The sequence below is a fragment of the Croceibacterium ferulae genome (assembly GCF_003660445.1).
In the GTDB taxonomy this organism is placed as follows: domain Bacteria; phylum Pseudomonadota; class Alphaproteobacteria; order Sphingomonadales; family Sphingomonadaceae; genus Croceibacterium; species Croceibacterium ferulae.
Genome location: NZ_QZVQ01000004.1, coordinates 25,262 through 50,036 on the forward strand (window position 1 = coordinate 25,262; position 24,775 = coordinate 50,036).

At 68.2% G+C, this 24,775-nt stretch carries 27 protein-coding genes and 1 pseudogene; 20 read left to right on the top strand and 8 right to left on the bottom strand.

Annotated elements, in window-relative coordinates:
* Nucleotides 1-15: 15 nt before the first annotated feature.
* The 3 genes and pseudogenes from D5S08_RS05330 to leuB all read left to right on the top strand — a co-directional run.
* Nucleotides 16-252: pseudogene (locus D5S08_RS05330) on the top strand (accessory factor UbiK family protein); the annotation flags it as partial.
* 123 nt (nucleotides 253-375) lie between these two features.
* Complete coding sequence (recO, locus tag D5S08_RS05335; RefSeq protein ID WP_121116334.1) at nucleotides 376-972, top strand: DNA repair protein RecO; 597 nt, start codon at nucleotides 376-378, stop codon at nucleotides 970-972.
* Nucleotides 973-2,028, top strand: coding sequence for a 3-isopropylmalate dehydrogenase (gene leuB / locus D5S08_RS05340; protein ID WP_121116336.1), 1,056 nt, complete (start codon nucleotides 973-975; stop codon nucleotides 2,026-2,028).
* A 23-nt stretch (nucleotides 2,029-2,051) separates the two neighbouring features.
* On the opposite strand, the gene D5S08_RS05345 is transcribed toward leuB, so the two are convergent.
* The 3 genes from D5S08_RS05345 to D5S08_RS17315 all read right to left on the bottom strand — a co-directional run bounded on the left by D5S08_RS05345 (nucleotide 2,052) and on the right by D5S08_RS17315 (nucleotide 4,566).
* Nucleotides 2,052-2,381 carry a hypothetical protein gene (locus tag D5S08_RS05345; RefSeq protein WP_121116338.1) on the bottom strand — a complete coding sequence of 110 codons (330 nt, stop codon included), beginning with the start codon at nucleotides 2,379-2,381 and terminating at the stop codon, nucleotides 2,052-2,054.
* A gap of 103 nt (nucleotides 2,382-2,484) precedes the next feature.
* Nucleotides 2,485-3,159 carry a murein L,D-transpeptidase catalytic domain family protein gene (locus tag D5S08_RS05350; RefSeq protein WP_121116340.1) on the bottom strand — a complete coding sequence of 225 codons (675 nt, stop codon included), beginning with the start codon at nucleotides 3,157-3,159 and terminating at the stop codon, nucleotides 2,485-2,487.
* 132 nt (nucleotides 3,160-3,291) lie between these two features.
* Complete coding sequence (locus D5S08_RS17315; RefSeq protein WP_121116342.1) at nucleotides 3,292-4,566, bottom strand: phospholipid carrier-dependent glycosyltransferase; 1,275 nt, start codon at nucleotides 4,564-4,566, stop codon at nucleotides 3,292-3,294.
* A gap of 88 nt (nucleotides 4,567-4,654) precedes the next feature.
* On the opposite strand from D5S08_RS17315, the gene metZ reads away from it, so the two are divergent.
* The gene (gene metZ / locus D5S08_RS05360; RefSeq protein ID WP_121116344.1) at nucleotides 4,655-5,860 is read left to right on the top strand and encodes an O-succinylhomoserine sulfhydrylase; all 1,206 of its coding nucleotides are present in this window, start codon (nucleotides 4,655-4,657) and stop codon (nucleotides 5,858-5,860) included.
* 22 nt (nucleotides 5,861-5,882) lie between these two features.
* On the opposite strand, the gene D5S08_RS05365 is transcribed toward metZ, so the two are convergent.
* Complete coding sequence (locus D5S08_RS05365) at nucleotides 5,883-7,142, bottom strand: GGDEF domain-containing protein (protein ID WP_121116346.1); 1,260 nt, start codon at nucleotides 7,140-7,142, stop codon at nucleotides 5,883-5,885.
* 332 nt (nucleotides 7,143-7,474) lie between these two features.
* Here D5S08_RS05365 and D5S08_RS05370 point away from each other — a divergent pair, with 332 nt between their 5' ends.
* From D5S08_RS05370 to D5S08_RS05400, 7 genes are all read left to right on the top strand, one after another.
* Nucleotides 7,475-8,839: a PAS domain S-box protein gene (locus D5S08_RS05370; protein ID WP_241557246.1), complete on the top strand. Its 1,365-nt coding sequence runs from the start codon at nucleotides 7,475-7,477 to the stop codon at nucleotides 8,837-8,839.
* A 54-nt stretch (nucleotides 8,840-8,893) separates the two neighbouring features.
* Nucleotides 8,894-9,304, top strand: a complete 411-nt coding sequence (gene apaG / locus D5S08_RS05375) for a Co2+/Mg2+ efflux protein ApaG (protein ID WP_121116349.1) — start codon at nucleotides 8,894-8,896, stop codon at nucleotides 9,302-9,304.
* Between the two features lie 16 nt (nucleotides 9,305-9,320).
* Nucleotides 9,321-10,124: a LysR family transcriptional regulator gene (locus D5S08_RS05380; protein WP_121116351.1), complete on the top strand. Its 804-nt coding sequence runs from the start codon at nucleotides 9,321-9,323 to the stop codon at nucleotides 10,122-10,124.
* 158 nt (nucleotides 10,125-10,282) lie between these two features.
* A complete protein-coding gene (locus tag D5S08_RS05385; RefSeq protein WP_241557247.1) occupies nucleotides 10,283-10,747 on the top strand; it encodes a LuxR C-terminal-related transcriptional regulator in 465 nt (154 codons plus the stop codon).
* 145 nt (nucleotides 10,748-10,892) lie between these two features.
* Nucleotides 10,893-11,324: a hypothetical protein gene (locus D5S08_RS05390; RefSeq protein WP_121116355.1), complete on the top strand. Its 432-nt coding sequence runs from the start codon at nucleotides 10,893-10,895 to the stop codon at nucleotides 11,322-11,324.
* Nucleotides 11,325-11,352: 28 nt separating this feature from the next.
* The gene (locus D5S08_RS05395) at nucleotides 11,353-11,904 is read left to right on the top strand and encodes a winged helix DNA-binding protein (RefSeq protein ID WP_121116357.1); all 552 of its coding nucleotides are present in this window, start codon (nucleotides 11,353-11,355) and stop codon (nucleotides 11,902-11,904) included.
* A gap of 114 nt (nucleotides 11,905-12,018) precedes the next feature.
* Nucleotides 12,019-13,176: a hypothetical protein gene (locus tag D5S08_RS05400; protein ID WP_121116359.1), complete on the top strand. Its 1,158-nt coding sequence runs from the start codon at nucleotides 12,019-12,021 to the stop codon at nucleotides 13,174-13,176.
* 19 nt (nucleotides 13,177-13,195) lie between these two features.
* Here the strand turns inward: D5S08_RS05400 and D5S08_RS05405 are convergent, their stop codons facing one another.
* Nucleotides 13,196-14,047, bottom strand: coding sequence for a type 1 glutamine amidotransferase (locus tag D5S08_RS05405; RefSeq protein WP_121116361.1), 852 nt, complete (start codon nucleotides 14,045-14,047; stop codon nucleotides 13,196-13,198).
* A gap of 118 nt (nucleotides 14,048-14,165) precedes the next feature.
* Here D5S08_RS05405 and D5S08_RS05410 point away from each other — a divergent pair, with 118 nt between their 5' ends.
* Nucleotides 14,166-15,797 (top strand): alkaline phosphatase D family protein, encoded by a 1,632-nt coding sequence (locus D5S08_RS05410; RefSeq protein ID WP_121116363.1) that lies wholly within the window; start codon nucleotides 14,166-14,168, stop codon nucleotides 15,795-15,797.
* On the opposite strand, the gene D5S08_RS05415 is transcribed toward D5S08_RS05410, so the two are convergent.
* Nucleotides 15,794-15,973 carry a hypothetical protein gene (locus D5S08_RS05415; RefSeq protein ID WP_121116365.1) on the bottom strand — a complete coding sequence of 60 codons (180 nt, stop codon included), beginning with the start codon at nucleotides 15,971-15,973 and terminating at the stop codon, nucleotides 15,794-15,796. The genes D5S08_RS05410 and D5S08_RS05415 overlap by 4 nt on opposite strands.
* Nucleotides 15,963-16,310: a hypothetical protein gene (locus D5S08_RS05420; RefSeq protein WP_175578882.1), complete on the bottom strand. Its 348-nt coding sequence runs from the start codon at nucleotides 16,308-16,310 to the stop codon at nucleotides 15,963-15,965. The genes D5S08_RS05415 and D5S08_RS05420 overlap by 11 nt, the downstream gene beginning before the upstream one ends.
* A gap of 66 nt (nucleotides 16,311-16,376) precedes the next feature.
* On the opposite strand from D5S08_RS05420, the gene D5S08_RS05425 reads away from it, so the two are divergent.
* Nucleotides 16,377-17,441 carry a spore photoproduct lyase family protein gene (locus tag D5S08_RS05425; RefSeq protein ID WP_121116367.1) on the top strand — a complete coding sequence of 355 codons (1,065 nt, stop codon included), beginning with the start codon at nucleotides 16,377-16,379 and terminating at the stop codon, nucleotides 17,439-17,441.
* Here D5S08_RS05425 and D5S08_RS05430 read toward each other — a convergent pair.
* Nucleotides 17,429-18,382, bottom strand: coding sequence for a hypothetical protein (locus tag D5S08_RS05430; RefSeq protein ID WP_121116368.1), 954 nt, complete (start codon nucleotides 18,380-18,382; stop codon nucleotides 17,429-17,431). The two genes, D5S08_RS05425 and D5S08_RS05430, sit on opposite strands and share 13 nt — an antisense overlap.
* Before the next feature lie 131 nt (nucleotides 18,383-18,513).
* On the opposite strand from D5S08_RS05430, the gene D5S08_RS05435 reads away from it, so the two are divergent.
* From D5S08_RS05435 to fusA, 7 genes are all read left to right on the top strand, one after another.
* Nucleotides 18,514-18,846, top strand: coding sequence for an ArsR/SmtB family transcription factor (locus D5S08_RS05435; RefSeq protein ID WP_121116370.1), 333 nt, complete (start codon nucleotides 18,514-18,516; stop codon nucleotides 18,844-18,846).
* 11 nt (nucleotides 18,847-18,857) lie between these two features.
* On the top strand, nucleotides 18,858-19,286 hold the full coding sequence (gene arsC, locus D5S08_RS05440; RefSeq protein ID WP_121116372.1) for an arsenate reductase (glutaredoxin): 429 nt from the start codon (nucleotides 18,858-18,860) through the stop codon (nucleotides 19,284-19,286).
* Complete coding sequence (locus D5S08_RS05445) at nucleotides 19,286-20,572, top strand: arsenic transporter (RefSeq protein ID WP_121116374.1); 1,287 nt, start codon at nucleotides 19,286-19,288, stop codon at nucleotides 20,570-20,572. Before arsC ends, D5S08_RS05445 begins: the two co-directional genes overlap by 1 nt.
* Nucleotide 20,573: 1 nt before the next feature.
* Nucleotides 20,574-21,329 carry an arsenical resistance protein ArsH gene (gene arsH / locus D5S08_RS05450; protein ID WP_121116376.1) on the top strand — a complete coding sequence of 252 codons (756 nt, stop codon included), beginning with the start codon at nucleotides 20,574-20,576 and terminating at the stop codon, nucleotides 21,327-21,329.
* Between the two features lie 336 nt (nucleotides 21,330-21,665).
* Complete coding sequence (gene rpsL / locus D5S08_RS05455) at nucleotides 21,666-22,037, top strand: 30S ribosomal protein S12 (RefSeq protein WP_121116378.1); 372 nt, start codon at nucleotides 21,666-21,668, stop codon at nucleotides 22,035-22,037.
* Nucleotides 22,038-22,061: 24 nt separating this feature from the next.
* Nucleotides 22,062-22,532, top strand: a complete 471-nt coding sequence (gene rpsG / locus D5S08_RS05460) for a 30S ribosomal protein S7 (RefSeq protein WP_121116380.1) — start codon at nucleotides 22,062-22,064, stop codon at nucleotides 22,530-22,532.
* Between the two features lie 91 nt (nucleotides 22,533-22,623).
* Nucleotides 22,624-24,717, top strand: coding sequence for an elongation factor G (gene fusA / locus D5S08_RS05465; protein WP_121116382.1), 2,094 nt, complete (start codon nucleotides 22,624-22,626; stop codon nucleotides 24,715-24,717).
* The last annotated feature ends 58 nt before the right edge of the window (nucleotides 24,718-24,775 follow it).

The following is a 24,775-nucleotide window of genomic DNA, read 5'->3' on the forward strand; positions in this document are numbered from 1 at the left end:
GCCAGATAGCAGCTTATGCAGAGCCAGAACCCCCTCCTCGCCGACTTCGTCAAGCTCGCCAACAGCGCCGCGGGCACCTTTGCCGGCATGACGCGGGAGGCGCGCGAAGGCGCCCGTGAACGCTTCAAGGAAGCATTCGGCGGGATGGACTTCGTCAGCCGTGAGGAATTCGACGCGGTCAAGGACATGGCCGCCCGTGCCCGCGAGGAAGCCGACAAGCTGCAGGCCCGCATCGCCGCGCTGGAAGCGAAGCTGGCAGGGTCCGACACCGGTTCGGGCATGGGCGCCACCACCCCCCCGGCCGCTGGCACCACGGGCGACCCGCTCGCCTGATCCGCTTGCGCGCGGTGGCGCGCATGGGCAGGGCATCGCCCCATGCATCTGCGCCTCCCCGCCCTCCTGCTCGCTGCGCGCCCGCATGGCGAGACTGCGGTGATCGCCCGCGCTCTGACGGCGGAATACGGCCTGGTGGCCGCCTATGTCGCGGGCGGGCGCGGGCGGCGGCTGCGCCCGGTGCTGATCCCCGGCAATTTGCTCGACCTGCAGCTCGCCACTCGTTCCGAAACGCAGCTGCCTTTCGCCACCCCTGAACTGCTGCGCAGCCGGGGCGCGTTGCTGGGTGAACCGCTCGCCGCCGCCGCCATTGGCTGGACCACCGCCTTCACCGCCACTGTGCTGCCCGAACGCCAGCCCTATCCCCCGCTGTTCCAGGGCCTGAGCGGCCTGCTGGATGCGATCGGCAGCGGTGCGCCGGCGCGGGACTGGCTGGCGGGGCTGGTCGCTTACGAAACGCTGGTGCTGCGCGAACTTGGCTTCGGCGGAGAGGCGCCGGTCGCGGGCGATTTCACCCAGACGCTGGCCGCGCTGGACCGGTTGCAGCCCTTGCTGGCCCGCTACCTCCTTGCCGACCGGCGCGGCGATGTTATGGCCGCCCGCTCTCGCCTGCGCGAACAATTGTCCAGGATGGAATAGATGAAAATTGCCTGCCTCCCCGGTGACGGGATCGGTCCCGAGATCATGGCGGAGGCGCTGCGCGTGCTCGCCGCGCTGGAACTGCCGGTGGAGCTGGTCCACGGCGATGTCGGCGGCGCCGCCTATCACCGCCACGGCCATCCCCTGCCGCCCGAGACGCTGGAGCTGGCGCAGGACGCCGATGCGCTGCTGTTCGGCGCGGTGGGCGACCCGACCTGCGACAATCTGGAACGGCATCTGCGCCCCGAACAGGCGATCCTGGGCCTGCGCTCGGCACTCGGCCTGTTCGCCAATCTGCGCCCGGCCAAGATGTTCGCCGGGCTGGAGAACCTCTCCGCCCTGCGGCCCGAAGTCGCCGGCGCGATCGACCTGCTGATCGTGCGCGAACTGAATGGCGACGTCTATTTCGGTGAGAAGGCGATCCGCACGCTGGACGATGGACGCCGACAGGGCTCCGACCTGATGTCCTATGCGGAGGACGAGGTGCGCCGCATCGCCCATGTCGGCTTCCGCGCCGCGCAAGGGCGTAACGGCAAGCTGTGCAGCGTCGACAAGGCCAATGTGCTGGAAACCAGCCAGCTGTGGCGCGACGTGATGATCGAGGTTGCCGCCGAGTACCCGGATGTCGCCCTGACGCACATGTATGTCGATAATGCCGCCATGCAGCTGGTGCGCGATCCCGGCCAGTTCGATGTGATCGTCACCGGCAACCTGTTCGGCGACATCCTGTCCGACCAGGCCAGCATGTGCGTCGGCTCGATCGGCCTGCTCGCCAGCGCGGCGCTGGGTGAACTGCAGACCGCCCATGGCACGCTGGGCCTGTTCGAACCGATCCACGGCAGCGCCCCCGACATCGCCGGGACCGGCCGCGCCAACCCGATGGCCATGATCCTGTCGCTCGCCATGCTGCTGCGCCACGCATTGGGGCAGGAGGATGCGGCCACCCGGATCGAGGCGGCGGTGGCCACGGCCCTCGCCGACGGGATCAAGGGCGGCGACCTCGGCGGCAGCGCCGGCACGGTCGAGATCGGCGACGCGGTGCTGGCGCGGCTATAGGCCGGCGCCAGCCTCCCGCGCGATCATCGCCGCCCGCCGAAGATCACCCTGCCGCCATAGCGATAGGCGTCGCGCCGCGCCTGGCGGCAGCTTGTCACTGGCGGCTGGTGCCCGGGCGGCGTCCCATCGATCCACACGCGGCACGCACCCGGCGGCGGCAGGTGGCCCGGAGGCACCGACCGGCCATTGCCACGCCCGCGCCCGCGATCGCCGGAATGTCCGTTCCCGCGATGATCGTCCCGGTCCCAGCGTTGACCGTGCTCCCGGTCATTCCGGTGCTTCTTCGGGTCGGCACTGGCAGGCGTCGCGACCAGGGTGGCGAGCGCGGCGGCGGCGATAATGAGCGTCTTCATCAGGTTTTCTCCGATGTGACCGGTTGCTCACCGGTCCAGATCGTTCATTAATCTGCCCGTTTACCTGAACGCAGCATGGCTGCAGGGGAGAGAATCCCGAGCGTCAGGCGGCGAGCTTCGCCGCATAGAGCAGGCGGCTCGATCCCAGATGATCGAACAGATCGTCGATCAGCGTATCCCCCACCGCGAAGCAGCCCTGGCTGCGCCCCAGCTTGCCGGTCGCATCCACCACGCCCGGCTCCGCATACCAGGCCCCGTGGATCACGATGGCCCGCTCCAGCGCGTTGCTGTTGCTGGCATCCAGCCCGGCAAGCCGCTGCGACCGGCCATGCTTGCCGGAATAGTAGTTCTGGGTGGCATAGGCCCCCTCGCTCGACGCGTTGGAGCCCGGCATGTTGGAGAAACGCTTCGTCCAGCCGCTGTGATCGGGGTCGGATCCGCTGCCATGCGTCACCAGCAGGGATCGCACCTTGCCGGACAGCAGGTCGACCAGATGCAGCCGCGGCTCCGCTGAGGCGACCGCGAAATCGACCACGGCGATCCGGTCGCGCAGAATGGCCGGCCCCTGCCGGTCGAGCGCGCCCTTCGCAGCGGCCAGCAATGCGGCCGGCATGGCCGGCTGGATCGCAGGTGCCGCCGCAACCTTTGCCGGAACAGGCGCCGATCGGGGCGCGACACTGCCGGTGCCCGCCCGTTCCGTTCGCATTCCCCCTGCGAGCATGGAGGTGGCCGCGAACACGCCGCCTGCCAGTATCATCTGCCGTCGGTTGAGATCCATCCACGGCCTGCTGGCACAGAACCGCGCTTATGTCTGCGCCCGACCGGCCAGCGTGTGCATATGGTACGATAGTTAGAGTCAAGTCACAGAAAACCAAGGCATTTCCATCCTATGTCCCGGCCGGCTAGGGTGTCACAACCAGCCATCCACCCAGGCATACCACCGGTACCCGTTCACCCCGTCCAGCGCCGCTGCCGTCAACACCGGCCAGAACCACGCCAGCAGCGCCACCGCGCCCGCCGGCACTGCCAGCACGACGCGCCACCCGCGCTGCCACAGGGTATCCAGCGCAAGCGCCAGCGCCGCCGTGGCGAACAGGCCGGGCAGGGCATAGTGGTAAAAGAACTGCACGTTCTTCTCCGTGACCACCCACAATGCCATGCTGGCGCCATACAGCACCGCCACCGCCAGCGCGTCGGCCCGGCCGCGCACGCCTGCCCACAGGCACCACCCCAGCGCTGCCAATGCGGGCAGATGCACCAGCGGATTGCCCACCAGCAGCACGCCGCGCTGCGCGCCATCGACCGGCTCGTACAGGTACCAGATCCCGCGCCAGTCCCCCACCCATTCCCACCAGCGGCTCTGATAGGGATGCGGCGGCAAGGTCTGGTGCTGCAGCGCCAGCATGTGCCGGTGCTGTTCCACCAGCCCGCCCCAGCCCCGCAACGCGCCCACCTCCACGAACCAGTAAGGCAGGAAGCAGGCGGCATAGACCAGCAGCGGCACCAGCCCCAGCCACAGCGCCGCCTCCGCCAGCCGGATGCCCGGCACCGGTGGCCCGCGCCGCGTCGTGAAGCCGTGCCAGCCACAGGCGCGCAGCCGCACGGCCGCGAAGGCCAGCCCCGGCAGCACCGCCACCGGAATGGCGTTCCATTTCGCCGCCATCGCGCAGCCCAGCGCCACGCCCGCCAGCGCCATCCGCCGGCGTCCCGTCTCCGGCTGCCGAATTGCGCCCGCGCACATCCACAAGGCACAGATCACGCCGGCCAGCATGAACACGTCCAGCATGGCGATGCGCGTCTGCACCAGCAGCGGGAAGCCCGCCGCCGCCAACACGCCGCCTGTCAGGCTGGCGAAGCGCGAAAGGCTGGCGAACCACAGCGCCCGGGTAAAGGCCCACAGCGTCAGCACGCCCGCCGCCCACGGCATCACCCGCCAGCCCAGCGCATTGTCGCCGAACACGGCCATGCCGCCGGCGATCAGCAGCTTGCCCAGCGGCGGATGTTCCGGATTGGCGATGCGCGACAGGTCCAGCAGCGCGCGCGCGGCCGGCAGGTAATGCACCTCGTCGAAGAAGGGCTGCGACGGGGTGGTCAGCCGCCAGCCGGCCAGCAGGGCGAACAGCGCCACCAGCAACGCCGTCCAGCCGAGCGGGTCGCGGGGGCGGGCAGGCGGCTGGCTCCTCATCACGGGCATGCGCCTACAAAGGCGGGCGGGGGAGGGCAAGCTTGCGCCACGCTTGCCCCTCCGCGCGCAGGGCCGTAATGCGCGGCCCATGAAGAAGACCACCGGACAGGACCGCTCCGTTACCGCCGCCTGGCGCCCCGCAACGCAGGCCGTGCGCGCCGGCACCTGGCGATCCGAGCATGGGGAGACCAGCGAGGCGCTGTTCCTCACCAGCGGCTACACCTATGACAGCGCGCAGTCCGTCGCCGACCGCTTCGCGGGCGAAGCGCCCGGCATGGTCTATTCGCGCATGCAGAACCCCACCACGCAGATGCTGGAAGACCGCATCGCCGCGCTGGAAGGGGCGGAGGCCTGCCGCGTGCAGGCAACCGGCATGGCCGCCATGTCCGCCGCGATGCTGGCGCACCTGTCCGCCGGGGACCACATCGTGGCCGGCAAGGCGGCGTTCGGATCGTGCCGCTGGATCGTGGACAATCTGCTGCCCCGCTTCGGCATCGAAGGCACGATCGTGGATGCGCGCGACAATAATGCGTGGGAGGCGGCGATCCGCCCCAACACGAAGATGTTCTTCTTCGAAACGCCGGCCAACCCGACGATGGACGTGGTCGACCTGGCGCATGTCTGCGGCCTGGCGCGGTCGCGCGGCATCACCACGCTGGTGGACAACGCCTTCGCCACCCCTGCGCTGCAGCGGCCGATGGAGTTTGGCGCGGACATCGTCGCCTATTCCGCGACGAAGCTGATGGACGGGCAGGGCCGCGTGCTGGCCGGTGCCCTGTGCGCCAGCGAGCAATGGATCACGGAGGTGCTGATGCCGTTCCAGCGCAACACCGGGCCCATCCTAGCGCCGTTCAATGCCTGGGTGGTACTGAAGGGGCTGGAGACGCTGGACCTGCGCGCCCGGCGGCAGAGCGAGAACGCGCTGGAAGTCGCCCGCTTCCTGGAAGGGCGCGGGGTGGAGGTGCTCTATCCCGGCCTGCCCAGCCACCCGCAGCACGATCTGGCGATGCGCCAGATGTCCGCCGCCGGCCCGATCTTCGCACTCTACATGGACGGGCAGGAGCAGGCGATGGCCCTGCTGGACGCGCTGGAGCTGATCGACATCAGCAACAATATCGGCGATTCCAAGTCGCTGATGTGCCACCCGGCGACCACCACCCATTACAATATGGGGCCGGAAGGCCGTGCCGATGCCGGCGTGACAGACGGCATGCTGCGGCTGAATGTTGGGCTGGAAGACCCGCTGGACCTGATCGCCGATCTCGATCAGGCCCTGGATCGCATCGGCCGCTGAGGCCGGTTTCCCGGCCGGGGCTTCAGCTGCGAAGCGCGGCGCGGCGTGCCCGCCGGCGATAGACCGGTCGAACATGCTCCGCCCCCGCCGGGACCGTGGCCGGCGCTACGGCAACCGGGGTGCCCATGCCGGCAATGATCGTGCGGTTCCGCCCGCCGCGCTTGGCGGCGTAGAGTGCCTCGTCCGCCGATGCCAGCAGCGCCTTGGCGTCGAGGCCCGGCCGCGCCAGCGCCACGCCTACGCTGATGGTGCAGCGCCGGCTGTGGGTCTTGTCGCGGTGGCTGCGATCGGCGAACGCCTTGCGCAGCTTCTCCGCCTGCTGCAGCGCGGCCGGCATCGTGGCGGCCCGGTACAGCACGACGAATTCCTCGCCGCCGGTGCGGTAGACCTGGGCATTGCCGAACAGCTCCCCTGCCACATGCGCCGCACCGGCGATCACCAGGTCGCCGAACGGGTGGCCGAGCTCGTCATTCACCAGCTTGAAGCGGTCGATGTCGAACATCGCCACGGCCGTCATGCCGCCATTCTGCGCCGGCGGCTCGGCTTCCAGCCGGGTGATCGCCGCATCCAGCGCGCGGCGGTTGCCGACGCCTGTCAGCGGATCGACCATGGCCAGCCGCAAATGGCGCGCGGCGATCAGTTCACGCCGCAACGCCGTCAGGAACACGCCCAGCAGCAGTCCTTCCAGCACCACGGCAAAGTTGAACAACGCGATCGACCAGAGCTGCGTCTCGCTCGATCCAAACGGGGCGGGCAGAACCACGGCAAGGGGGGTGCGCGCCAGATCGATGACTGCAAAGGTGGTGAAGATCCAGCGCAGGGTCGTGGCGCTTTGGGGTTGATGGTCCGCCGGGCGCCAGAACTCGCGCGCGGCCAAAGCGTTGAACAGGCCGAACAGCAGGATGCGCGGAAGCATCCGCAGTTCGGGCCAGGCTGTCTCCATGCCGATGGTGGTATTGAACAGCAGGGCGGCGAGACATGGCAGCAGCACGACCAGCGGACGGGCCGGACGGCCAAGGGTGACGCGGGCGGCGGTCCATGCACCGCCATAGGTCAGCGTCAGCCCCAGCCAGCCCAGTTGCAGGCCCCACCCGCCGGGCAGCAGGTCGGGCCAGGTCAGCAGGATGCTGGACGGGACCGCCAGTCCAAAGGGCAGAAACAGCCACCATCGCTCGCCCGCCCGCCCGTTCTTGTAGAAGGACAGCAGGATTGCGATGCACATGATCACCGCCAGCGCGGTGCTGCACGCGGCGATGGTGGTTATATGTGTCTCATCCAGCATGGGACGTGAATCGATCGTATTGGCCCGACCAAAAGCCGCGCAGCGGCCAGATCATGGCCCAGTTCCAAGCCGGTAACCGCACGCACATACCCCCATTTACCACTTGGGCACCGTCCGGGCGCAGTTTCGCCTGCTTTCCCTGATCACCGCTTGCTATCGCCTGATACTTTAGGACTTGTTGTCGGCAAACCGCCTTTTTCATCTTCGGACGACAGATTCGGCCGCTTTATCGGAACGGCGCAGGCTGTTCCGGCCTGCTACAAAGCTCGATTGCTTTCCCTTCTTGCTATCGTATGAAGGCGTCCCGCCTGCAGCACGGAAACGGAACGCGCTTGATCGAGAAAGAGGATCTGTTCGCCGCCCTGTTCCAGGGATCGGACGATGCCATCGTCGCCAAGACCACGGACGGGATCGTGCAGGCCTGGAACCCCGCTGCGGAACGCCTGTTCGGCTATAGCGCGGCGGAGATGATCGGGCAGTCCATCCGCATCCTGCTGCCTGGCGACCGCCAGCAGGAGGAGGACCATATTCTCGACCGCATCCGCGCGGGCGAGCAGGTGGGGCAGTTCTTCACCCGCCGTATCCACAAGACCGGGCGGCTGGTGGATGTGTCCGTCACCGTGTCGCCAGTGCGCAACCGGGCGGGCCAGATCGTCGGCGCCAGCAAGATCGCGCGCGATGCCGGGCCGCATCTGGCGGATCAGCGGCGGCTGGCGCTCAGCGAGCAGCGGTTCCGCATGCTGGCGGACAATATCGACCAGCTGGCCTGGATCGCCGCTGCCGACGGGCAGATCGAATGGTACAATCGTCAGTGGTACGAATTCGGCGGGATCGATGCAGACGCGAACCGGCCGTTTCGGGGGCGCGACCTGCTCCATCCCGACCACTACGCTGACGTGTCGGAAGGCTTCGACCGGGCGATACAGCGCCAGGAGCCATGGGAAGGGACGTTCCAGCTGCGCGCCGCTGACGGCTCCTATCGCTGGTTCCTGGGGCGCAGCCATCCGATCCGCGACGCCGCGGGCCGGCTGGTCAACTGGGTCGGGACCAATACGGACATCACCGACCAGCGCGAACAGGCGGAACAGATCCGCCTGCTGCTGATGGAGGTGAACCACCGCTCCAAGAACATGCTGAGCACGGTGCAGGCGCTTGCCCGGCGAACGGCGGTGGGCCAGACGGACTTCATTGCCCGGTTTGAGGATCGCGTACGCAGCCTGGCCGTCAATCAGGACATTCTGGTCCGCCGGGCGTGGCGGGACGTGCCGGTGGCGGAACTGGTCGGCAGCCAGCTGGCCTTCCTGCAGGGCGCGCCGGGGGAGGTCACCATCGGGGGCGCCCCCTGCGCGGCGCTGATCCCGCGCGCGGCGGAGGTGGTCGGCATGGCCTTGCACGAACTGGCCACCAACTCGCTGAAATATGGCGCTCTGTCGATCGAGGGCGGGCAGGTGGCGATTGGCTGGCGCTGTCCACCCGATCATGACGGCTTTCACATCTGGTGGCACGAAAGCGGCGGCCCGCCCGTGGCGGAGCCAGGGCGCAAGGGCTTCGGCACCACGCTGATCCGCGATGTGCCGCAGCACAACCTGCATGCGGCCGTCACGCTGGACTATGCCCCCGCCGGCGTCCGCTGGTCGCTGGCGGCGGATAGCTCCGTCCTGGCGGTGCAGGCGGCGGAAACCGCGCCGTCGAAGTGACCTTCGCACACAGGGGCATTGCCGTCCGGGGGCAGGAGCCGTAGGTTGCCTGCCATGGCCGAACTGCTTGCCAACATGTTCCAGCATGCCGCGATCACCTCCGGGGTGACGGTGCGTGTGGCGGTGACATTCATGCCCGACCAGTCCCGCGTCACCAGCGAGCGGTGGTTCTGGGTCTATCACATCCGGCTGGAGAACGCGCGGGACGAACGCATCCAGCTGCGCACCCGCCACTGGCGCATCACGGATGGCCGCGGTGTCGTCAGCCTGGTGGATGGCGAAGGCGTGGTGGGCGAAACCCCCGTGCTGGAACCGGGCGGAACGCATGATTACGTGTCAGGTTGCGAACTGACTACGCGAACCGGGTCGATGGAAGGCCATTACGGCTTCACCCACGCCGATGGCTCCCTGTTCGAAGTGGCAATTCCCTTTTTCCCGCTGGCCGCGCCGGCCACCGCGCGCTGACCGGGCGGGATCCGCGATGAAGCGCACCCATCTGCCGCTGAACGCCCTGCGCGTGTTCGATGCCGCGGCGCGGCACCTCAGCTTCACCCGCGCGGCGGACGAGCTGGCCGTGACGCCGGCCGCCGTGGGGCAGCAGATCCGCGCGCTGGAGGATGTGCTGGGCGTGGTCCTGTTCCGCCGCACCTCGCGCGGGCTGGAACTGACGGACGAGGCGCAGGGCGGGCTCGATCCCCTGCGCGAAGGGTTCCTGCGGTTCGAGGAAAGCGTGCAGGCCATGCAGGCGGGCCAGTCCAGCCATTCCTTCGCCTTGGCCGCGCCGCGCGAATTCTACGCCCAGTGGCTCGCGCCCCGGCTGGCCACCTTCCGGCAGGCCAATCCGCAGGTCCGCTTCCAGCTGGTGGCGGAGGAGGATGCCGACTTCACCCAGGCCAACCTGGACGCCGCAGTGCGCCTGGTGGAAGGGCCGGGCGATCTGGAAGGGGTGGAACTGTCACCCGCCCGCCGGATCACCGTGGCGGCACCCGCTGCGCCCGCGGGCTGGATCAGCTGGCCTGGCTGCCCGGATCCGGCCGAAGGCGCCGAGCTGCTGCTGCAGGTCGGCAATGCGGGGCAGGCGCTGTCCTCCGCGATGGCAGGCCTGGGCCGCACCACCCTGCCGCTCCCGCTGGTCGAGGAGGCGCTCGCCTCCGGCCGGCTGGTCGCGCTCAGCGAGCCGGAGGAGGTCCGCCGCGCCTACTGGCTGGTCGCGCCGCGTCCCCAATGGCGGCAGAAGAAGGTGCGCGCGCTGGTCGCCCATCTGGTGCCCGCCACCGACGCCTGATCGGCGTCTCACGAATCCGGCTGCCGCAGCGGATGCACACTTCCCCTTGAACCCGTGTGCGTATAGGTGTGTCGGAAGGGGACATAATGGGTCGGGAATATATGTCAGAGTCTGACATACGGGAGCAATTGGCCTCCCTGACAGCCAAGCAGCGGAACGTGCTGGATCTGCTGATCGCGCACAAGACCTCTAAGGAGATCGCGCGCGAACTCGGTATTTCCCCGCATACGGTTGATCAGCGTATCCAGTTCGCCAAGGGCAAGCTGGGCGTGGACAGCCGGGGGGAGGTCGCGCAGGCCTATCGCCTGCTGCTGGATGCCGTGGCCCGGACCCATGGTGAACCATCCGAACCATTGGCATATGAAGAAACCCGTATCGCCGCCCCGTTGCCGCCGGTGGATATCGACGGGGCGAACGACGCGGCCCAACCGCCGGTTTCCGCCCCTCCTCCGGAAAGGGCTGTTGCCGAAGATTACCGCGTCGCTCCGGATCTGTTTGAAGGGCGCAACGGTACGGTGATGCGGCTGGGTGCGATCGCGGTTCTCGCGGTCCTGCTCGTCTTCGTCGCACTCGGCTCGGTCATGATGTTCGACCAATTGTCGCGCACTCTGGTCGCCGGCTGATGCCCCCCTTCGCTTCCGATCCGGCGATGAATGCCCGCGCAATCGCACGGCCGGGCTTTCGGGGGGTTTACCATGTCACGGGTCCTTGCAGGCATCACGGCAATGCGGGTGGAATATGCACCCGGTAACGCTGCTTGTTTCCAGCATGGCGCTGATGATCTATTTCCTTGCCGTCTGGCGGGGCGGCGCGCCGGAACGCATCGTTGGCGGGCTGCTGCTGCTGGTGTTCGTGACGGACGAGATCCATTCCAACCTGGCCGGGCGGGTCACGTTCAACAAGTTCGAGACATTCCTGTTCCTTACCGACTTCACGCAGCTGGTGGTGTTCACCTGGCTGTCGATCCGGGCCAACCGGCTCTGGCCGCTGGTCCCGGCCGCCCTGAAGCTGGTCGCGGTGATCGGGCACATGTCCGCGCTGCTGCTGCCCTTCGGCCGCGCAAAGGCGTACTGGACCATGGTGGAGGTGCCCGCATACTTCACGATCGTGGCTCTGGCCGTCGGGCTGGTGGCGCACTGGCGCCGGCAGCGTCGCATCGGCCCCTATCCCGACTGGCGGCCCGACCCGGCGCTTCGCTGATCCCCACCATCCTGGCGGGAGCGGCGGCATGAGCGTGCAGCTGCCCGTCACCCCGGCGCCGGACCAGGCCGCCACCGCCGCCGACATGGCCGCGCTCACCCGCCAGCTCAGGATGCTCGGCAATCAGGCCATGCGCCTCGCGGCCGATGTGGCGCTGCGCGACGCGGCGGAGGCAGACCGGCCCGCCTTTGACGCCTACAGCCAGGACAGCGACATGTGGCTGGTGGTGGCGCAGGACATCTACCGCGAACGCCAGCGCCGGCGTGAATTCTTCAACGGCGACCTGTTCGGCGAACCGGCCTGGGACATGCTGCTGGACCTGTATATCTGCGACCGGCAGGGCAAGCGCGTGTCCGTCACCGCGGCCTGCCTCGGCGCCGGCGTGCCCGAAACCACCGCCTTGCGCTGGCTGAAGCAGCTGGAAAAGAACGGCCTGCTGCTGCGCGAGGCGGATCGCCGCGACGCCCGCCGCAGCTTCGTGCGCCTGTCCGAACTCGGCTATGCCAAGATGACTGCCTACCTGCAGGCCAACCGGCCGGCCGCCACCAGGTCCCCCACGCCTGTGTTCCTCGCCGCCTGACGGCGCACAAAAGCCTCCATGCTGTTTACAAGCTCCGGCGGCGCGCAGATACAGGCGGCGAAGCTGGGCGGATCGCCACCGTTGCGATCGCCGGCAAAGGGGGATCTTGCCTGTATGCATCGCATCGCATTGACTGTCGCGACCATGTGCCTCGCCCATGCAGGGCTGGCTGCGACCGCGCACGGGCAGGAGGCAATTACCGACATCGCGGGGGAGCCTTCCGCCGGTCAGGTGATCCAGGGTGCGTTCGCGCCAGAGGATGGCGCGCGCGAATACTGGCTCACCCTGTCGCCCGGGCAGGGGGTGGAGGTGACGGCCTTGCCGCTGTCCGGCGCGGACCCGGTGCTGACCGTGTATGACGATGCCGGGCAGGAAATCGCGTCCAACGACGATTACGGCAACGGGCTCGCCGCCCGCGTGCCGCTCCATTCGGTGGAAGGGCAGCGGGTGCGCGTGGTCGTCAGCCAGCTGGGCGACAGCGTCGAAGAATTGGGCGATGCCCCGCATTTTACGCTGATCGTCACGCCCAGCGACTGGCAGCCGGCCGAGCCGCAGACCGTCACCGCCCTGCCATACGAGCATGAGGGCGAACTGCGCAGCAGCGGGGAACAGGCCTACATCTTCACGGCGCAGCAGGGCGACACATTCGACATTACCGCCACTGCCGGCGATTCGGGGCTGGACCCCTATCTGCGCATCATGCCCGTAACGTCCGGCCAGACACCCACGACTCATGATGGGGAGACGCTTGCCGAGGATGACGACAGCGCCGGCAATCTGGGCGCGCAGCTGGTGTTCACGGCCCCTGCCGGCGGCAGCTATGCCGCCATCGTCAGCGCGGTGGGTTCGGCCGGTGGTGCCTACACCTTCGCCGCGGACCGGATCGAGCAGCCGGAACCGATCGCGATCGGCCTGGACCAGCCTGTGCAGGGGTTCATCACCAGCATCGCCGCGCCGCCGGTCTACCGCCTGGATGAGCGGGCGATCGCCAGCTTGGTGCGGCAGCCCGGCACGCTGCGCATCACGATGAACGCGTTGGGGGAAGGGGAGGACGCGCTGGACCCCTACCTGAAGCTCGGGCTGGATTCGCCGTTCGGCCAGTCGGAGATCATGTGCGACGATGATGGCGGCGACGATCTGAATGCGCTGCTGACGCTGCCGGTCCAGCGGCACGATGATCTTGCCCGCTGGCTGCGCGACCTGCGGATCACCACCACCACCATCATGGGCCTGGATGCGCCGGGCGGCTTCGAGCTGACGATCAGCCGATAGGGTCGGTCCGGACCGGCTCCTATGCCCGGCTGCGTTTCAGGCCGGGCGCGTGATCCAGGAAGTTGGTTATCTCGGTCCGGCGGCGCCGCTCTTCCGCCACTTCGCGGTCGACCCCCAGCTTCCAGCGCAGCGGCCGGCTGTCGGGATCGTGGTGCAGGCCGTCCAGCGCGTGGGCGATCGTGGAGACGTCAGCCTCGCTGCCCGCCAGCCCTGCTTCGACCAGATCGGCCGCCTGGGACTGCAGCGCCGTGGCGACTTCCGCCAGCGCCAGTTCGGGGTGATATTGCACGCCCCAGAAGACCCCGCGATCGTGCCGGATCTCGGCCGCCTGTATGGTGGTCGCCGCATTCCCCGCCAGCAGGGTGGCGCCGGGGGGCAGTTCCTCCACCTCGTCGCCATGCAGGCCGATCGCATCCCAGCATGCCGGCCGCCCCGCCAGCAGGGGATGGCCGCGTCCCGCCTCCGTTGCGCTGATCCCGCGGACGATGCCCGCTTCCATCCGCCCCGGCATGCGCCGCACCCGTCCGCCCGCCGCCGCGGTGGCGACCTGCAGCCCGGCGCAGGATCCGAAGGATGGCGTGCCCGATGCGAACACCGCGCGCATGAAGTCCAGCTGCCGGCGCACCGCCGGCCCGTCCTCATAGACATGCATGGGGGATCCGGTCAGCAGCACGGCATCGAAGGTGGCCAGCTGGTCCGGTGACAGTTGCGGGGCATCTTCGTCGGCGGCGGCGATCAGGCTGCATTGTGCGTCGGGCCGCATCTGCTTCAGGGTGGCGACATAGGTTTCGCCCGAACTCTTGCCTGCCCGGGCGCGGCGCTGCTCGCGCTGGTCCGGCAGTTCGCTTTCGGCAATCAGGTAACGCGGCACGGTGGACCCTTTTCGGTTTTCCTCCCAACCGTCCGCCTGCGGATATGTGCCGTTCTTAGCATATGTGTCACAATGGCGGCCTAGGCGCTCGGTCCGTAATGGCTGGAACGATGCACGCATGACCTTCACGATCGATCGTCGCCGGCTGGTGCTGGGCGCAGGCGCGGGCCTGGCGGCGCTGACGCTGCCCGGCGGCGTGTCGCTGGCACAAGGGCTGCTGGCCGCGCGCGGCTTCACCCATGGCCTCGCCAGCGGGGAGCCGGCGGCCGACAGCATGCTGCTGTGGACCCGCTTCGTGCCGGGCGGGAACGCCGATGCCGTGCGGCTGACCGCCGAGATGGCCACCGACGCCGCCTTCGCGAAGGTCGTTGCCGGCGGCAGCGTGCAGACGGGCGGCTGGCGTGACTGGACGGCGAAGCTGACCGTCACCGGGCTGCGGCCGGGCACGACCTACTACTACCGCTTCATCGCGCCCGACGGCACGATCTCCGCCACCGGGCGCACCCGGACCCTGCCGGTCGGGCCGGTGTCCCGCTTCGGGCTGGGGGTGTTCTCCTGCTCCAACCTGCCGGTGGGGCACTTCAACGCCTATGGCCATGCCGCATTGCGGGGCGACATGGATCTGTGGCTGCACCTGGGCGACTACATCTACGAATCCGGCCGCCCGCAGCCCGATGCGGCGAACGTGCTGGCGGCGCGGGTGCTGGCGCTGGAACCGGCGCACGAGATCCTGGCGCTGGCCGATTACCGCATGCGCCTCGCCTGCTACCGCGCCGATCCGGACCTGCAGCGCCTGCACCAGCTCGCGCCCATGATCGCGCAATGGGACGATCACGAATCCGCCAATGACAGCTGGGAAGGCGGCGCCGGCCAGCACCAGCCGGATGAAGGCGAGTGGAGCGCGCGCAAGGCGGCCGCGATGCAGGCCTATCGCGAATGGATGCCGGTGTCGGACGAACCGTGGAAGACATACGCGATCGGCGATCTGGCCACGCTCTACCGCACGGAAAGCCGCCTGCTCGGCCGAACGCGGCAGATCGACATGGCGCCCGCGCTGGCCGCCGGCGATCCGGCCGCGCTCGCCGCCTTCCGCGATGGCCCGTGGCAGGACCCCGCCGCCACCATGCTGGGCTTCGCGCAGGAGGCGTGGCTGGCGGACGCGCTGGCCCGCAATGCGCGCAGCACCGCCTGGCAGCTCGTCGGCATGGGCACGATCACCGGCCGCACCAGCCCGCCGCCGCAGATCGTCGACTGGCTACGACCCGACACTGCCGGGCCGCGCGTCGCCTTCTGGCGCGACGCGATCCGCGCCGGGCGGGCCGGCATCCCGATGTGGATGGACCGGTGGGACGGCTACCCCGCCGCCCGGGCTCGCATGCTGGCGGCGGCGCAGGCGGCCGATGCCGACCTCGTCATGCTGGCGGGCGACAGCCACAATGCCTGGGCGTTTCAGCTGGCGCATGACGGGCGGCCGGCAGGCGTGGAGTTCGCCGGGCAGGCGGTCAGTTCCAACGGGGTGGAGACGGGTCTAGCGGTCGATCCGGCCATTGTGGCCCGCGGCTTCGTGGCGGCGAATGCGGAGCTGCGCTGGTGCGACACCAGCCGCCGCGGTTACATGATGATCGACCTGACGCCGCAGCGGGTGACGGGCGAGTGGCAGTTCCTGAACACGGTGGCGGAACGCGACCTCACGCTCGCCGGCACGCACCGGATGAGCGTGGAGCGCGGCCGCCGGATCTTCGCGACCTAGGCAGGCCGTGGCCGCGGGATGCGCTTGCCCTTGGTGCGGCTCGTCAGGTGGATCAGCCGGCATCGGTCGCAGCGATAGGTGCGCAGCGGCAGGCCAAAGCGCGCGATCGCCGCCAGCGCCTCCTCCTCGGCCCGGAAGGCCAGCTTCCGGCGGCAGATGCCCAGCCTAGTGCGCACCTGGCTGCTCCTCCAGGCCTTCGAACCAGTCACGATAGGGGGTGTTGCGCGCCATGCGGCGGTTGAGATCCGGTGCGCCGTCGTCCCACCACACGGGCCCGCGTTCGCCCAGGCCCACCTTGGCAGCATCGACCTCGCGCCGGGCAGCGGCCAGCGCACCCTCGTCGCCGGCCTTCAGCGCCCGGCCGACCGCCCGCCGCGCATCCATCAGCCGGTTGACGAGCGCCTGGCCCGCATCATCCGCCAGCCGCGGATCCGCCCGCCGCCACAACCGCCCGCGCACGACAATGTAGCGGCCGTCGGGTGTCACCGGGGGAGAGGCGGGCTGCGTGTCCATCCTCCGCCGACGATCGTGGGCAGGCGCCGTTCCCGTCCGCGGCAACCATGCCCATATGGGGCCACGATGGCGCTCCCCCGCACCCTGATCGAGCCGCGGCTCATCTACCTGGAACCCGCGATCCGCGACCATGCCCGCGGCCGAGAGGTGCTGGCCCGCTTCCCGCAGGCCGAGCTGGTGGAGGTCGCCAGCCATTGGCAGATCCCGCAGCTCGCCGACCCGGCCCTTGCGGAGGACTGGCTGCGGGTGAAGCGCGAGATCCTGGTGCTCGGCGTCAAGAAGGGGCTCGCCATGCGCCCCAACGGCCGCTCCGCCGATTTCATCGCCCCGTCCTCGTCCAACGGCTGCGCCATGGCCTGCGCCTATTGCTATGTCGGCCGGCGCAAGGGCTACGCCAATCCGATCAGCATCTTCGTCAATATTGACGCGATCACCCGCGCCATCGCCCGCCACGCCGCCAGACTCGGCCCCAAGCCGGAGCCAAACTCGATCGATCCGGTCGACTGGGTCTACGACCTTGGCGAGAATGGCGACCTGTCGATGGATGCCGCGCTGTCCGACAATGTCCGCGACCTGGTCGCCGCGTTCCGCACGATGCCGCACGCCAAAGGCTCCTTCGCCACCAAATACGTCAATCGCGACCTGCTCGGCTACGATCCGCAAGGGCGCACCCGCATCCGCTTCTCGCTGATGCCGGAGACCATCGCCAGGGTGGTCGACGTGCGGACCTCTCCGATGGCGGAGCGGATCGGCGCCATCAACGACTTCGTGGAGGCGGGGTACGAGGTCCACGTCAACTTCTCGCCCGTCATCGTGCACGAACAGTGGGAGGCGGAATGGCGCGCCCTGTTCGCCGAGCTGGACAGCCAGCTGTCCCCCCGCGCCAGGGCGCAGCTCAAATGCGAGGTGATCTTCCTGACCCACAATGCAGGGCTGCACGACCTCAACCTGCAATGGCACCCCCGCGCGGAGGAGTGGCTGTGGCGGCCCGACATCCAGGAACGCAAATGGAGCCAGTCCGGCATGCAGAACCTGCGCTACAAGGCGGCCTGGAAGCGCCAGTGGCTGGACCGGTTCCTCGGCTGGCTGGCGGAAACAATGCCGTACTGCGAGGTCCGCTACGCCTTCTGAGCATTCGGCTGTTCGAGGTCCGCCGGCACCGGCCCGGGCGCATCGGCCTCCTCCGCCATCATCTGCTCCAGCCGCTCCAGCTCGAACCCGGTGAACCGGCGCAGGTCCACGCTTCCGGGCTGCTCCAGCAGCAGGCGGTGCCAGGCACGCAGCTCTGCCTCTGCCGCCTCCGGGCGCGTGGCGGCAGGGGCAAGCGCGGGCACGGCCCCGTCGGGCAGGGCCGGCGCAGCCACCTTGCGTACCTCGCGCAGCGGCGGCAGCTTGGGCGACCGGCCAACGCCGCCATAGCGGTCCGGCCGGCGGTTGCGCAGCAGGAACATCACCAGCGCCTCGTTGTGGCGCTTCTCGTAACCGATCAGCCTGCCGGCGGACACGACCAGCCGGTTCTCGCCCTGGATCGCCCGCTGCACCGCGCTGTCCTCCACCCGCGCGAAACCGCGCTCGGCCGCCTCGTCCCACGCGGCGGCGAAGCCTTCCGCCCCCGGCTTGTGCCGCAGATTGTACAACGCTTCGGGGCTCGCCCCGATATGCGCCGCCGCCTGCAGCACCACGCCCGTGGCCGACAGCGCCGCGATGAACTCCCGCTGCCGTTCGGCCGTGATCGAGTTGCGCCGCGGATGGCTGTGCGGCGCGGGCACGAAATTCAGTAGCGGATCGTCCGCCTCCGGCATCGGGCCGGGATTGGCGACATAGGAGGTGCGCCGCCCCGACCGGTGCGCGCGGACGAGGTGGTCGCAGGGTTCGGCAGGCACCGCGATCATCCCGTCATCGCTGCATTGCATGATGAAGGGCTGCTCGGTCGGCGGCGGGCCCTGAGGCGCCTGTTCCTGCGGTGGCGCCTCGTCCTCCGGCAGCCAGTCCCAATGCTCCTCCTCGTTCGCCGATCCGGCGATCGCCGTACGGATCAGCACCTGCCGCTTGCGTTTCACCTGTTCCGCCACTGCTCTGCCTCCTGCCCTGGGTCGCGGGGCGGTGGCACAGGCGGGGGGCTGTAGGAAAATGGTTTGGACCGCTGGGCCTGTCGCCGCCACCAAGGTCTGGGATGCCGAAATAAATCCGTTATGCCGGATATATGGAAAGCGAATCTGCCATCATTGCGCTCGGTGCGCTGGCCCAGGGCACCCGCCTGGCCGTGTTCCGGCTGCTGGTGCGGCACGAGCCTGCGGGCATGGCCGCGGGCGAGCTCGCCCGCCAGCTGGAGGTGCCGCAGAACACGATGTCAGCGCATCTGGGCATTCTCGCTCGCGCGGGCCTTGTCCGTTCCGCGCGCCAGAGCCGCTCGGTCATCTATCGCGCCGATCTGGACGGGCTGCGCGCGGTGACGCTGTTTCTGGTCAAGGATTGCTGCGCCGCCGCGCCTGACCTGTGCGCGCCGCTCGTCGCCGAACTCACCGCCCGCTGCTGAAAGGACGCGCCATGGCCGTCGATATCGTGATCTACCACAATCCCGCCTGCGGCACGTCGCGCAACACGCTGGCGATGATCCGCAATGCGGGGATCGAGCCGCATGTGGTGGAATATCTCAAGACCCCGCCCACCCGCGCCCTGCTGGTCGATCTGATCGAACGCGCCGGCATCACGCCCCGCGCCCTCCTGCGGGAAAAGGGTACGCCCTATGCCGAGCTGGGTCTGGACGACGAGGCGATGTCGGATGATGCGCTGGTCGATGCCATGATGGCGCACCCGGTCCTCATCAATCGCCCGCTGGTTGTGTCGCCGCTGGGTGTGAAGCTGTGCCGCCCGTCGGAGGCGGTGCTCGATCTGTTGCCTGCGGGGCAGCGCGGCGCTTTCACCAAGGAAGACGGCGAACAGGTGGTGGACGCATCGGGCCAGCGCATCGCCTGATGCTGCCCGCGGTCCTGATCTTCGTCGCCACCATCACGCTCGTCATCTGGCAGCCCAGGGGTCTGGGCATCGGCTGGAGCGCGATGGCCGGCGCGATCGTGGCCCTGCTTGCCGGGGTGGTCTCGCTGTCGGACGTGCCGGTGGTGTGGGGCATCGTGTGGAACGCGACGGGGGCCTTCGTCGCCATCATCATCATCAGCCTGTTGCTGGATGCCGCCGGCTTCTTCGAATGGGCGGCGTTGCATGTCGCCCGGTGGGGCCGGGGCAGCGGGCGGGGCCTGTTCGCGCTGGTCGTCCTGCTCGGCGCCGCGGTATCCGCGCTGTTCGCCAATGATGGCGCGGCTCTGATCCTGACGCCGATCGTCATCGCCATGCTGCGGGCGCTGGGATATGGTGCCAGGGCCACGCTCGCCTTTGTCATGGCCGCCGGCTTCATCGCCGATACCGCCAGCCTGCCCTTGGTCGTCTCCAACCTCGTGAACATAGTGTCGGCCGACTTCTTCGGGCTGGGCTTCGGTGAATATGCGGGCGTGATGGTGCCGGTGAACCTGGTGTCGGTCGCTGCCACGCTGGGGGCGTTGCTGTTGTTCTTCGGCCGTGACATTCCGCGATCCTACGATGTGGGCGCGCTGCGCGCTCCGCATGCGGCGATCCGTGATGCCGCAACCTTTCGCGGCGGCTGGATCGTGCTGGCGCTGTTGCTCGCTGGCTTCTTCCTGCTTGAACCCCGGGGTGTACCGGTCAGCGCGGTGGCTGCCGCCGGGGCGGCCGTGTTGCTGGTGGTCGCGGGGCGGGGCGATGTGATCCAGACCGGCAAGGTGCTGCGCGGTGCGCCATGGCAGGTCGTGATCTTCTCCCTCGGCATGTATCTGGTCGTCTATGGGCTGCGGAACGCCGGTCTGACGGACAATCTGGCCATTCTGCTCGACCGGACGGCACAAGGCGGCGTCTGGGGGGCGGCACTGGGAACGGGCGTGATCGCCGCACTGCTGTCGTCGGTCATGAACAACATGCCGACGGTGCTGATCGGGGCGCTGTCGATCGATGCCACGCAGGCAACCGGCGCGGTTCGGGATGCCATGATCTACGCCAATGTGATCGGCTGCGACCTTGGCCCGAAACTGACGCCGATCGGCTCTCTCGCCACGCTGCTGTGGCTGCATGTTCTTGGCCAGAAAGGCGTCCGGATCGGCTGGGGCTACTACTTTCGCGTGGGCGTCACCCTGACGGTGCCGGTCCTGCTCATCACACTTGCGGCGCTCGCGCTGCGGATCGGACTTGCCTGAGATGCCCCTGCGCGACTTGCCCCAGCCGGATGCCTTTCCGGCGCTGGACCCCGCTTTCGTTCGCCAGCGCCCTGCCGCGGGCCTGGGTCCGGTGGAGCCGCCGCCGCGCATCCTGCTGCTGTATGGCAGCTTGCGGGAACGATCCTTCTCGCGCCTGTGTGTGGAGGAGGCCGCCCGCCTGCTCCGGCTGTTCGGGGCGGAGACGCGCATCTTCGATCCCGCGACCCTGCCGCTGCCTGACCAGGTGGCGGGCGACGATCATCCCGCCGTGCACGAATTGCGCGAACTGGCCTTGTGGTCCGAAGGGCAGGTGTGGTGCAGCCCGGAACGCCACGGCCAGATCACCGGCATCATGAAGCTGCAGATCGACCATCTCCCGCTGGAGATGCGGGGCATGCGGCCGACGCAGGGGCGCACGCTGGCGGTGATGCAGGTGTCGGGCGGATCGCAATCGTTCAATGCGGTCAACACGCTGCGCCTGCTCGGCCGGTGGATGCGGATGTTCACCATCCCCAACCAGTCCTCCGTCGCCATGGCCTACAAGGAATTCGACGAGGCCGGCCGGATGCGGCCGTCGAGCTATTATGACCGGATCGTGGACGTGATGGAGGAGCTGGTGCGCTTCACCGTGCTGCTGCGGCCACATGCCACGCAGCTGGTCGACCGCTATTCCGAACGCAGGCAGGCCGGGGTGCCGGTCGATCCGGCAGCGGACCTTTCGGCCATCGCCATCGCTCCGCAGGGCACGCGGCGATGATGGCGGCGCCGTGCGCCACGCCTCCGCTTGACCCGCCGCCCTGCTTCACCTAAAGGCGCCCGGTTCCCGGCCGCGGCATGCGTGTCGTCCGGTGGCAGAGCTGAACATTGGCGATGCCTGTCTTGCCGGGGTTTTCCACCTCTTCAATGGCAGCCGTCAAAGTAACCCGGTGCCCGGTGGGCGGGGGTGGAGTGTTTTCGGCTCGCGCATGTGACACCCGGTGTATCCCCTTTATCGGGCGATGCGCCGCCGGATCTCTGGTCCGGCAGGCAGCGCGATCCTTTCATGCCCGCACCCGACCGCTTCGTGGCGCCACGCACATGGTGAAGGATACCCATGCCCACTATCAACCAGCTGGTCCGCAAGGGCCGCACGCCGGTCAAGGCCAAGAGCAAGGTCCCGGCGATGGAGCAGAACCCGCAGAAGCGCGGCGTCTGCACTCGCGTTTATACGACTACCCCGAAGAAGCCGAACTCGGCGCTGCGCAAGGTTGCGAAGGTTCGCCTGACCAACGGCCGCGAAGTGATCTCCTACATCCCGGGCGAAGGCCACAACCTGCAGGAGCACTCCGTTGTGCTGATCCGCGGCGGTCGTGTCCGCGATCTTCCGGGCGTGCGCTATCACGTGCTGCGCGGCGTGCTCGACACGCAGGGCGTGAAGGACCGCAAGCAGAGCCGTTCGAAGTACGGCGCGAAGCGTCCTAAGTAAGCTGGTCCGGGAAGGAAGCAGAATATGTCACGTCGTCGTCGTCCCGAGAAGCGGGAAATCCTGCCCGATCCCCAGTATGGTGATCTGGTGCTGTCCAAGTTCATGAACAACCTGATGCTGGACGGGAAGAAGTCGGTTGCGGAGCGGATCGTCTATGGCGCGCTCGAAACCGTACAGGCCCGGTCCAAGAATGATCCGGTGCAGATGTTCCACGATGCGCTGAACAATGTGAAGCCGGCCGTGGAAGTGCGCAGCCGCCGCGTCGGTGGTGCCACCTACCAGGTGCCCGTCGAAGTGCGGACTGAACGCGCGCAGGCGCTGGCCATTCGCTGGCTGATCTCGGCCGCGCGCGGCCGTGCGGAAACCACCATGGCGGCGCGCCTCTCGGGCGAGCTGCTGGATGCCGCCAACAATCGCGGCAACGCGGTGAAGAAGCGGGAAGACACCCACCGCATGGCCGACGCCAACCGCGCGTTCAGCCACTACCGCTGGTAACGGCTTCCGGCCTTCAAGCGGTCACATAATTGACTATATGGGGGGGCGTCGGCCGCACCGGCGCCTCCCCGCACACCCCAAGGAAGTTCTCATGGCCCGCGAATATCCGCTGGAACGTTACCGCAATATCGGCATCATGGCGCACATCGACGCCGGCAAGACCACCACGACCGAGCGGATCCTCTACTACACCGGCAAGTCCTACAAGATCGGCGAAGTGCATGACGGCGCCGCGACGATGGACTGGATGGAGCAGGAGCAGGAGCGCGGGATCACCATCACCTCCGCCGCCACGACCACGTTCTGGCAGGCAGAGGATGGCAAGGGCCCGAAGCACCGCATCAACATCATCGACACCCCCGGCCACGTCGACTTCACCATCGAGGTGGAGCGTAGCCTCCGCGTCCTCGACGGCGCGGTCGCCGTCTTCGACGGCGTCGCCGGCGTGGAGCCGCAGTCCGAAACCGTGTGGCGCCAGGCGGACAAGTACAAAGTTCCGCGGATGTGCTTCATCAACAAGTTGGACCGCACCGGCGCCGACTTCTATTACTGCGTGCAGTCGATCATCGATCGCCTGGGTGCCAAGCCGCTGGTCCTGTATCTGCCGATCGGCGCGGAATCCGACCTGAAGGGCGTGGTCGACCTGGTGAACAACCGCGGCATCGTCTGGGAAGACGAGAGCCTGGGAGCCAGCTTCAACTATGTCGAGATCCCGGCCGACCTGGCCGACAAGGCCGCCGAGTATCGCGAGCGCCTGATCGAGACCGCCGTCGAGAGCGACGACGAGCTCATGGAAGCCTACCTGGAAGGCAACGTGCCCGACGCCGCAACGCTGAAGGCGCTGATCCGCAAGGGTACGCTGGAGCAGCTGTTCGTGCCGGTGCTGTGCGGTTCCGCGTTCAAGAACAAGGGCGTGCAGCCCCTGCTGGACGCCGTGGTCGACTACATGCCGAGCCCGATCGATGTGCCCGCGATCCGGGGCGTGAAGCCCGACAGCGACGAGGAGGACAGCCGTCCTTCCAGCGATGAGGCGCCGTTCGCCGGTCTGGCGTTCAAGATCATGAACGATCCCTTCGTGGGCTCGCTCACCTTCACCCGGATCTATTCGGGTCGGCTCGCCAAGGGCCAGGTCCTGAACTCCGTGAAGGACAAGAAGGAGAAGATCGGCCGCATGCTGCTGATGCATTCCAACAACCGGGAAGACATCGAAGAGGCATTCGCGGGCGACATCGTGGCACTGGCGGGCATGAAGGACACCACCACCGGTGACACGCTGTGCGATTCGGCTCACCCGATCATCCTGGAGCGCATGGAGTTCCCGGAGCCGGTGATCGAGCTGAGCGTGGAGCCCAAGACCAAGGCCGACCAGGAGAAGATGGGCGTTGCGCTCAACCGCCTGGCTGCCGAGGATCCGAGCTTCCGCGTTTCCACCGATCACGAATCGGGCCAGACGATCATCAAGGGCATGGGCGAGCTTCACCTCGACATCCTGGTCGATCGCATGCGTCGCGAGTTCAAGGTCGAGGCGAATGTCGGTGCGCCGCAGGTGGCTTACCGTGAGTCGCTGGCTCGTGCGGTGGAGCTGATCTACACGCACAAGAAGCAGTCGGGCGGCTCCGGCCAGTTCGGCGAGGTGAAGGTGGCGCTGAAGCCGGGCGAGCGTGGCCAGGGCATCAACTTCATCGACAACGTGAAGGGCGGCAACATCCCCAAGGAATATATTCCTGCGGTGGAGAAGGGCATGCGCGAGACGGCCGAGGGCGGATCGCTGATCGGGTTCCCGATCATCGATTTTGACATCGAGCTGCTGGACGGCAAGTACCACGACGTCGACTCGTCTGCCCTGGCGTTCGAGATCGCCGGCCGCGGTGCCATGCGTGAAGCCGCGCAGAAGTCCGGCATCAAGCTGCTGGAGCCGATCATGAAGGTCGAGGTGGTGACACCTGAGGAATTCATGGGCGACGTCATCGGCGACCTGAACAGCCGTCGTGGCCAGATCCAGGGCACCGACAGCCGCGGCAACGCACAGGTGGTGGATGCCCACGTGCCGCTGGCCAACATGTTCGGCTATGTGAACGAACTGCGTTCCTTCACGCAGGGCCGTGCGCAGTACTCCATGCAGTTCTCCCACTACGACGAAGTGCCGGCCAACGTGGCGGCCGAGGTCAAGGAGAAGCTTGCCTAAGGCAGGCGATGAGTCTAGGGGCGGGCGCTCGATTCAGCGGGCGCCCCGCCTGACCTTC

Excerpts from the sequence above, each read along its gene's own strand:
- D5S08_RS05365 (WP_121116346.1), bottom strand. The coding sequence starts at position 7,142 with ATGCTGGATGAGACACATATAACCACCATCGCCGCGTGCAGCACCGCG.
- apaG (WP_121116349.1), top strand. The coding sequence starts at position 8,894 with ATGGCCGAACTGCTTGCCAACATGTTCCAGCATGCCGCGATCACCTCC.
- recO (WP_121116334.1), top strand. The coding sequence starts at position 376 with ATGCATCTGCGCCTCCCCGCCCTCCTGCTCGCTGCGCGCCCGCATGGC.
- D5S08_RS05425 (WP_121116367.1), top strand. The coding sequence starts at position 16,377 with ATGGCGCTCCCCCGCACCCTGATCGAGCCGCGGCTCATCTACCTGGAA.
- arsH (WP_121116376.1), top strand. The coding sequence starts at position 20,574 with ATGCCCCTGCGCGACTTGCCCCAGCCGGATGCCTTTCCGGCGCTGGAC.
- metZ (WP_121116344.1), top strand. The coding sequence starts at position 4,655 with ATGAAGAAGACCACCGGACAGGACCGCTCCGTTACCGCCGCCTGGCGC.
- leuB (WP_121116336.1), top strand. The coding sequence starts at position 973 with ATGAAAATTGCCTGCCTCCCCGGTGACGGGATCGGTCCCGAGATCATG.
- D5S08_RS17315 (WP_121116342.1), bottom strand. The coding sequence starts at position 4,566 with ATGAGGAGCCAGCCGCCTGCCCGCCCCCGCGACCCGCTCGGCTGGACG.
- rpsL (WP_121116378.1), top strand. The coding sequence starts at position 21,666 with ATGCCCACTATCAACCAGCTGGTCCGCAAGGGCCGCACGCCGGTCAAG.
- D5S08_RS05435 (WP_121116370.1), top strand. The coding sequence starts at position 18,514 with ATGGAAAGCGAATCTGCCATCATTGCGCTCGGTGCGCTGGCCCAGGGC.
- rpsG (WP_121116380.1), top strand. The coding sequence starts at position 22,062 with ATGTCACGTCGTCGTCGTCCCGAGAAGCGGGAAATCCTGCCCGATCCC.
- D5S08_RS05390 (WP_121116355.1), top strand. The coding sequence starts at position 10,893 with ATGGCGCTGATGATCTATTTCCTTGCCGTCTGGCGGGGCGGCGCGCCG.
- D5S08_RS05345 (WP_121116338.1), bottom strand. The coding sequence starts at position 2,381 with ATGAAGACGCTCATTATCGCCGCCGCCGCGCTCGCCACCCTGGTCGCG.
- D5S08_RS05400 (WP_121116359.1), top strand. The coding sequence starts at position 12,019 with ATGCATCGCATCGCATTGACTGTCGCGACCATGTGCCTCGCCCATGCA.
- D5S08_RS05395 (WP_121116357.1), top strand. The coding sequence starts at position 11,353 with ATGAGCGTGCAGCTGCCCGTCACCCCGGCGCCGGACCAGGCCGCCACC.
- D5S08_RS05445 (WP_121116374.1), top strand. The coding sequence starts at position 19,286 with ATGCTGCCCGCGGTCCTGATCTTCGTCGCCACCATCACGCTCGTCATC.
- D5S08_RS05380 (WP_121116351.1), top strand. The coding sequence starts at position 9,321 with ATGAAGCGCACCCATCTGCCGCTGAACGCCCTGCGCGTGTTCGATGCC.
- arsC (WP_121116372.1), top strand. The coding sequence starts at position 18,858 with ATGGCCGTCGATATCGTGATCTACCACAATCCCGCCTGCGGCACGTCG.
- D5S08_RS05410 (WP_121116363.1), top strand. The coding sequence starts at position 14,166 with ATGACCTTCACGATCGATCGTCGCCGGCTGGTGCTGGGCGCAGGCGCG.
- fusA (WP_121116382.1), top strand. The coding sequence starts at position 22,624 with ATGGCCCGCGAATATCCGCTGGAACGTTACCGCAATATCGGCATCATG.
- D5S08_RS05350 (WP_121116340.1), bottom strand. The coding sequence starts at position 3,159 with ATGGATCTCAACCGACGGCAGATGATACTGGCAGGCGGCGTGTTCGCG.
- D5S08_RS05420 (WP_175578882.1), bottom strand. The coding sequence starts at position 16,310 with ATGGACACGCAGCCCGCCTCTCCCCCGGTGACACCCGACGGCCGCTAC.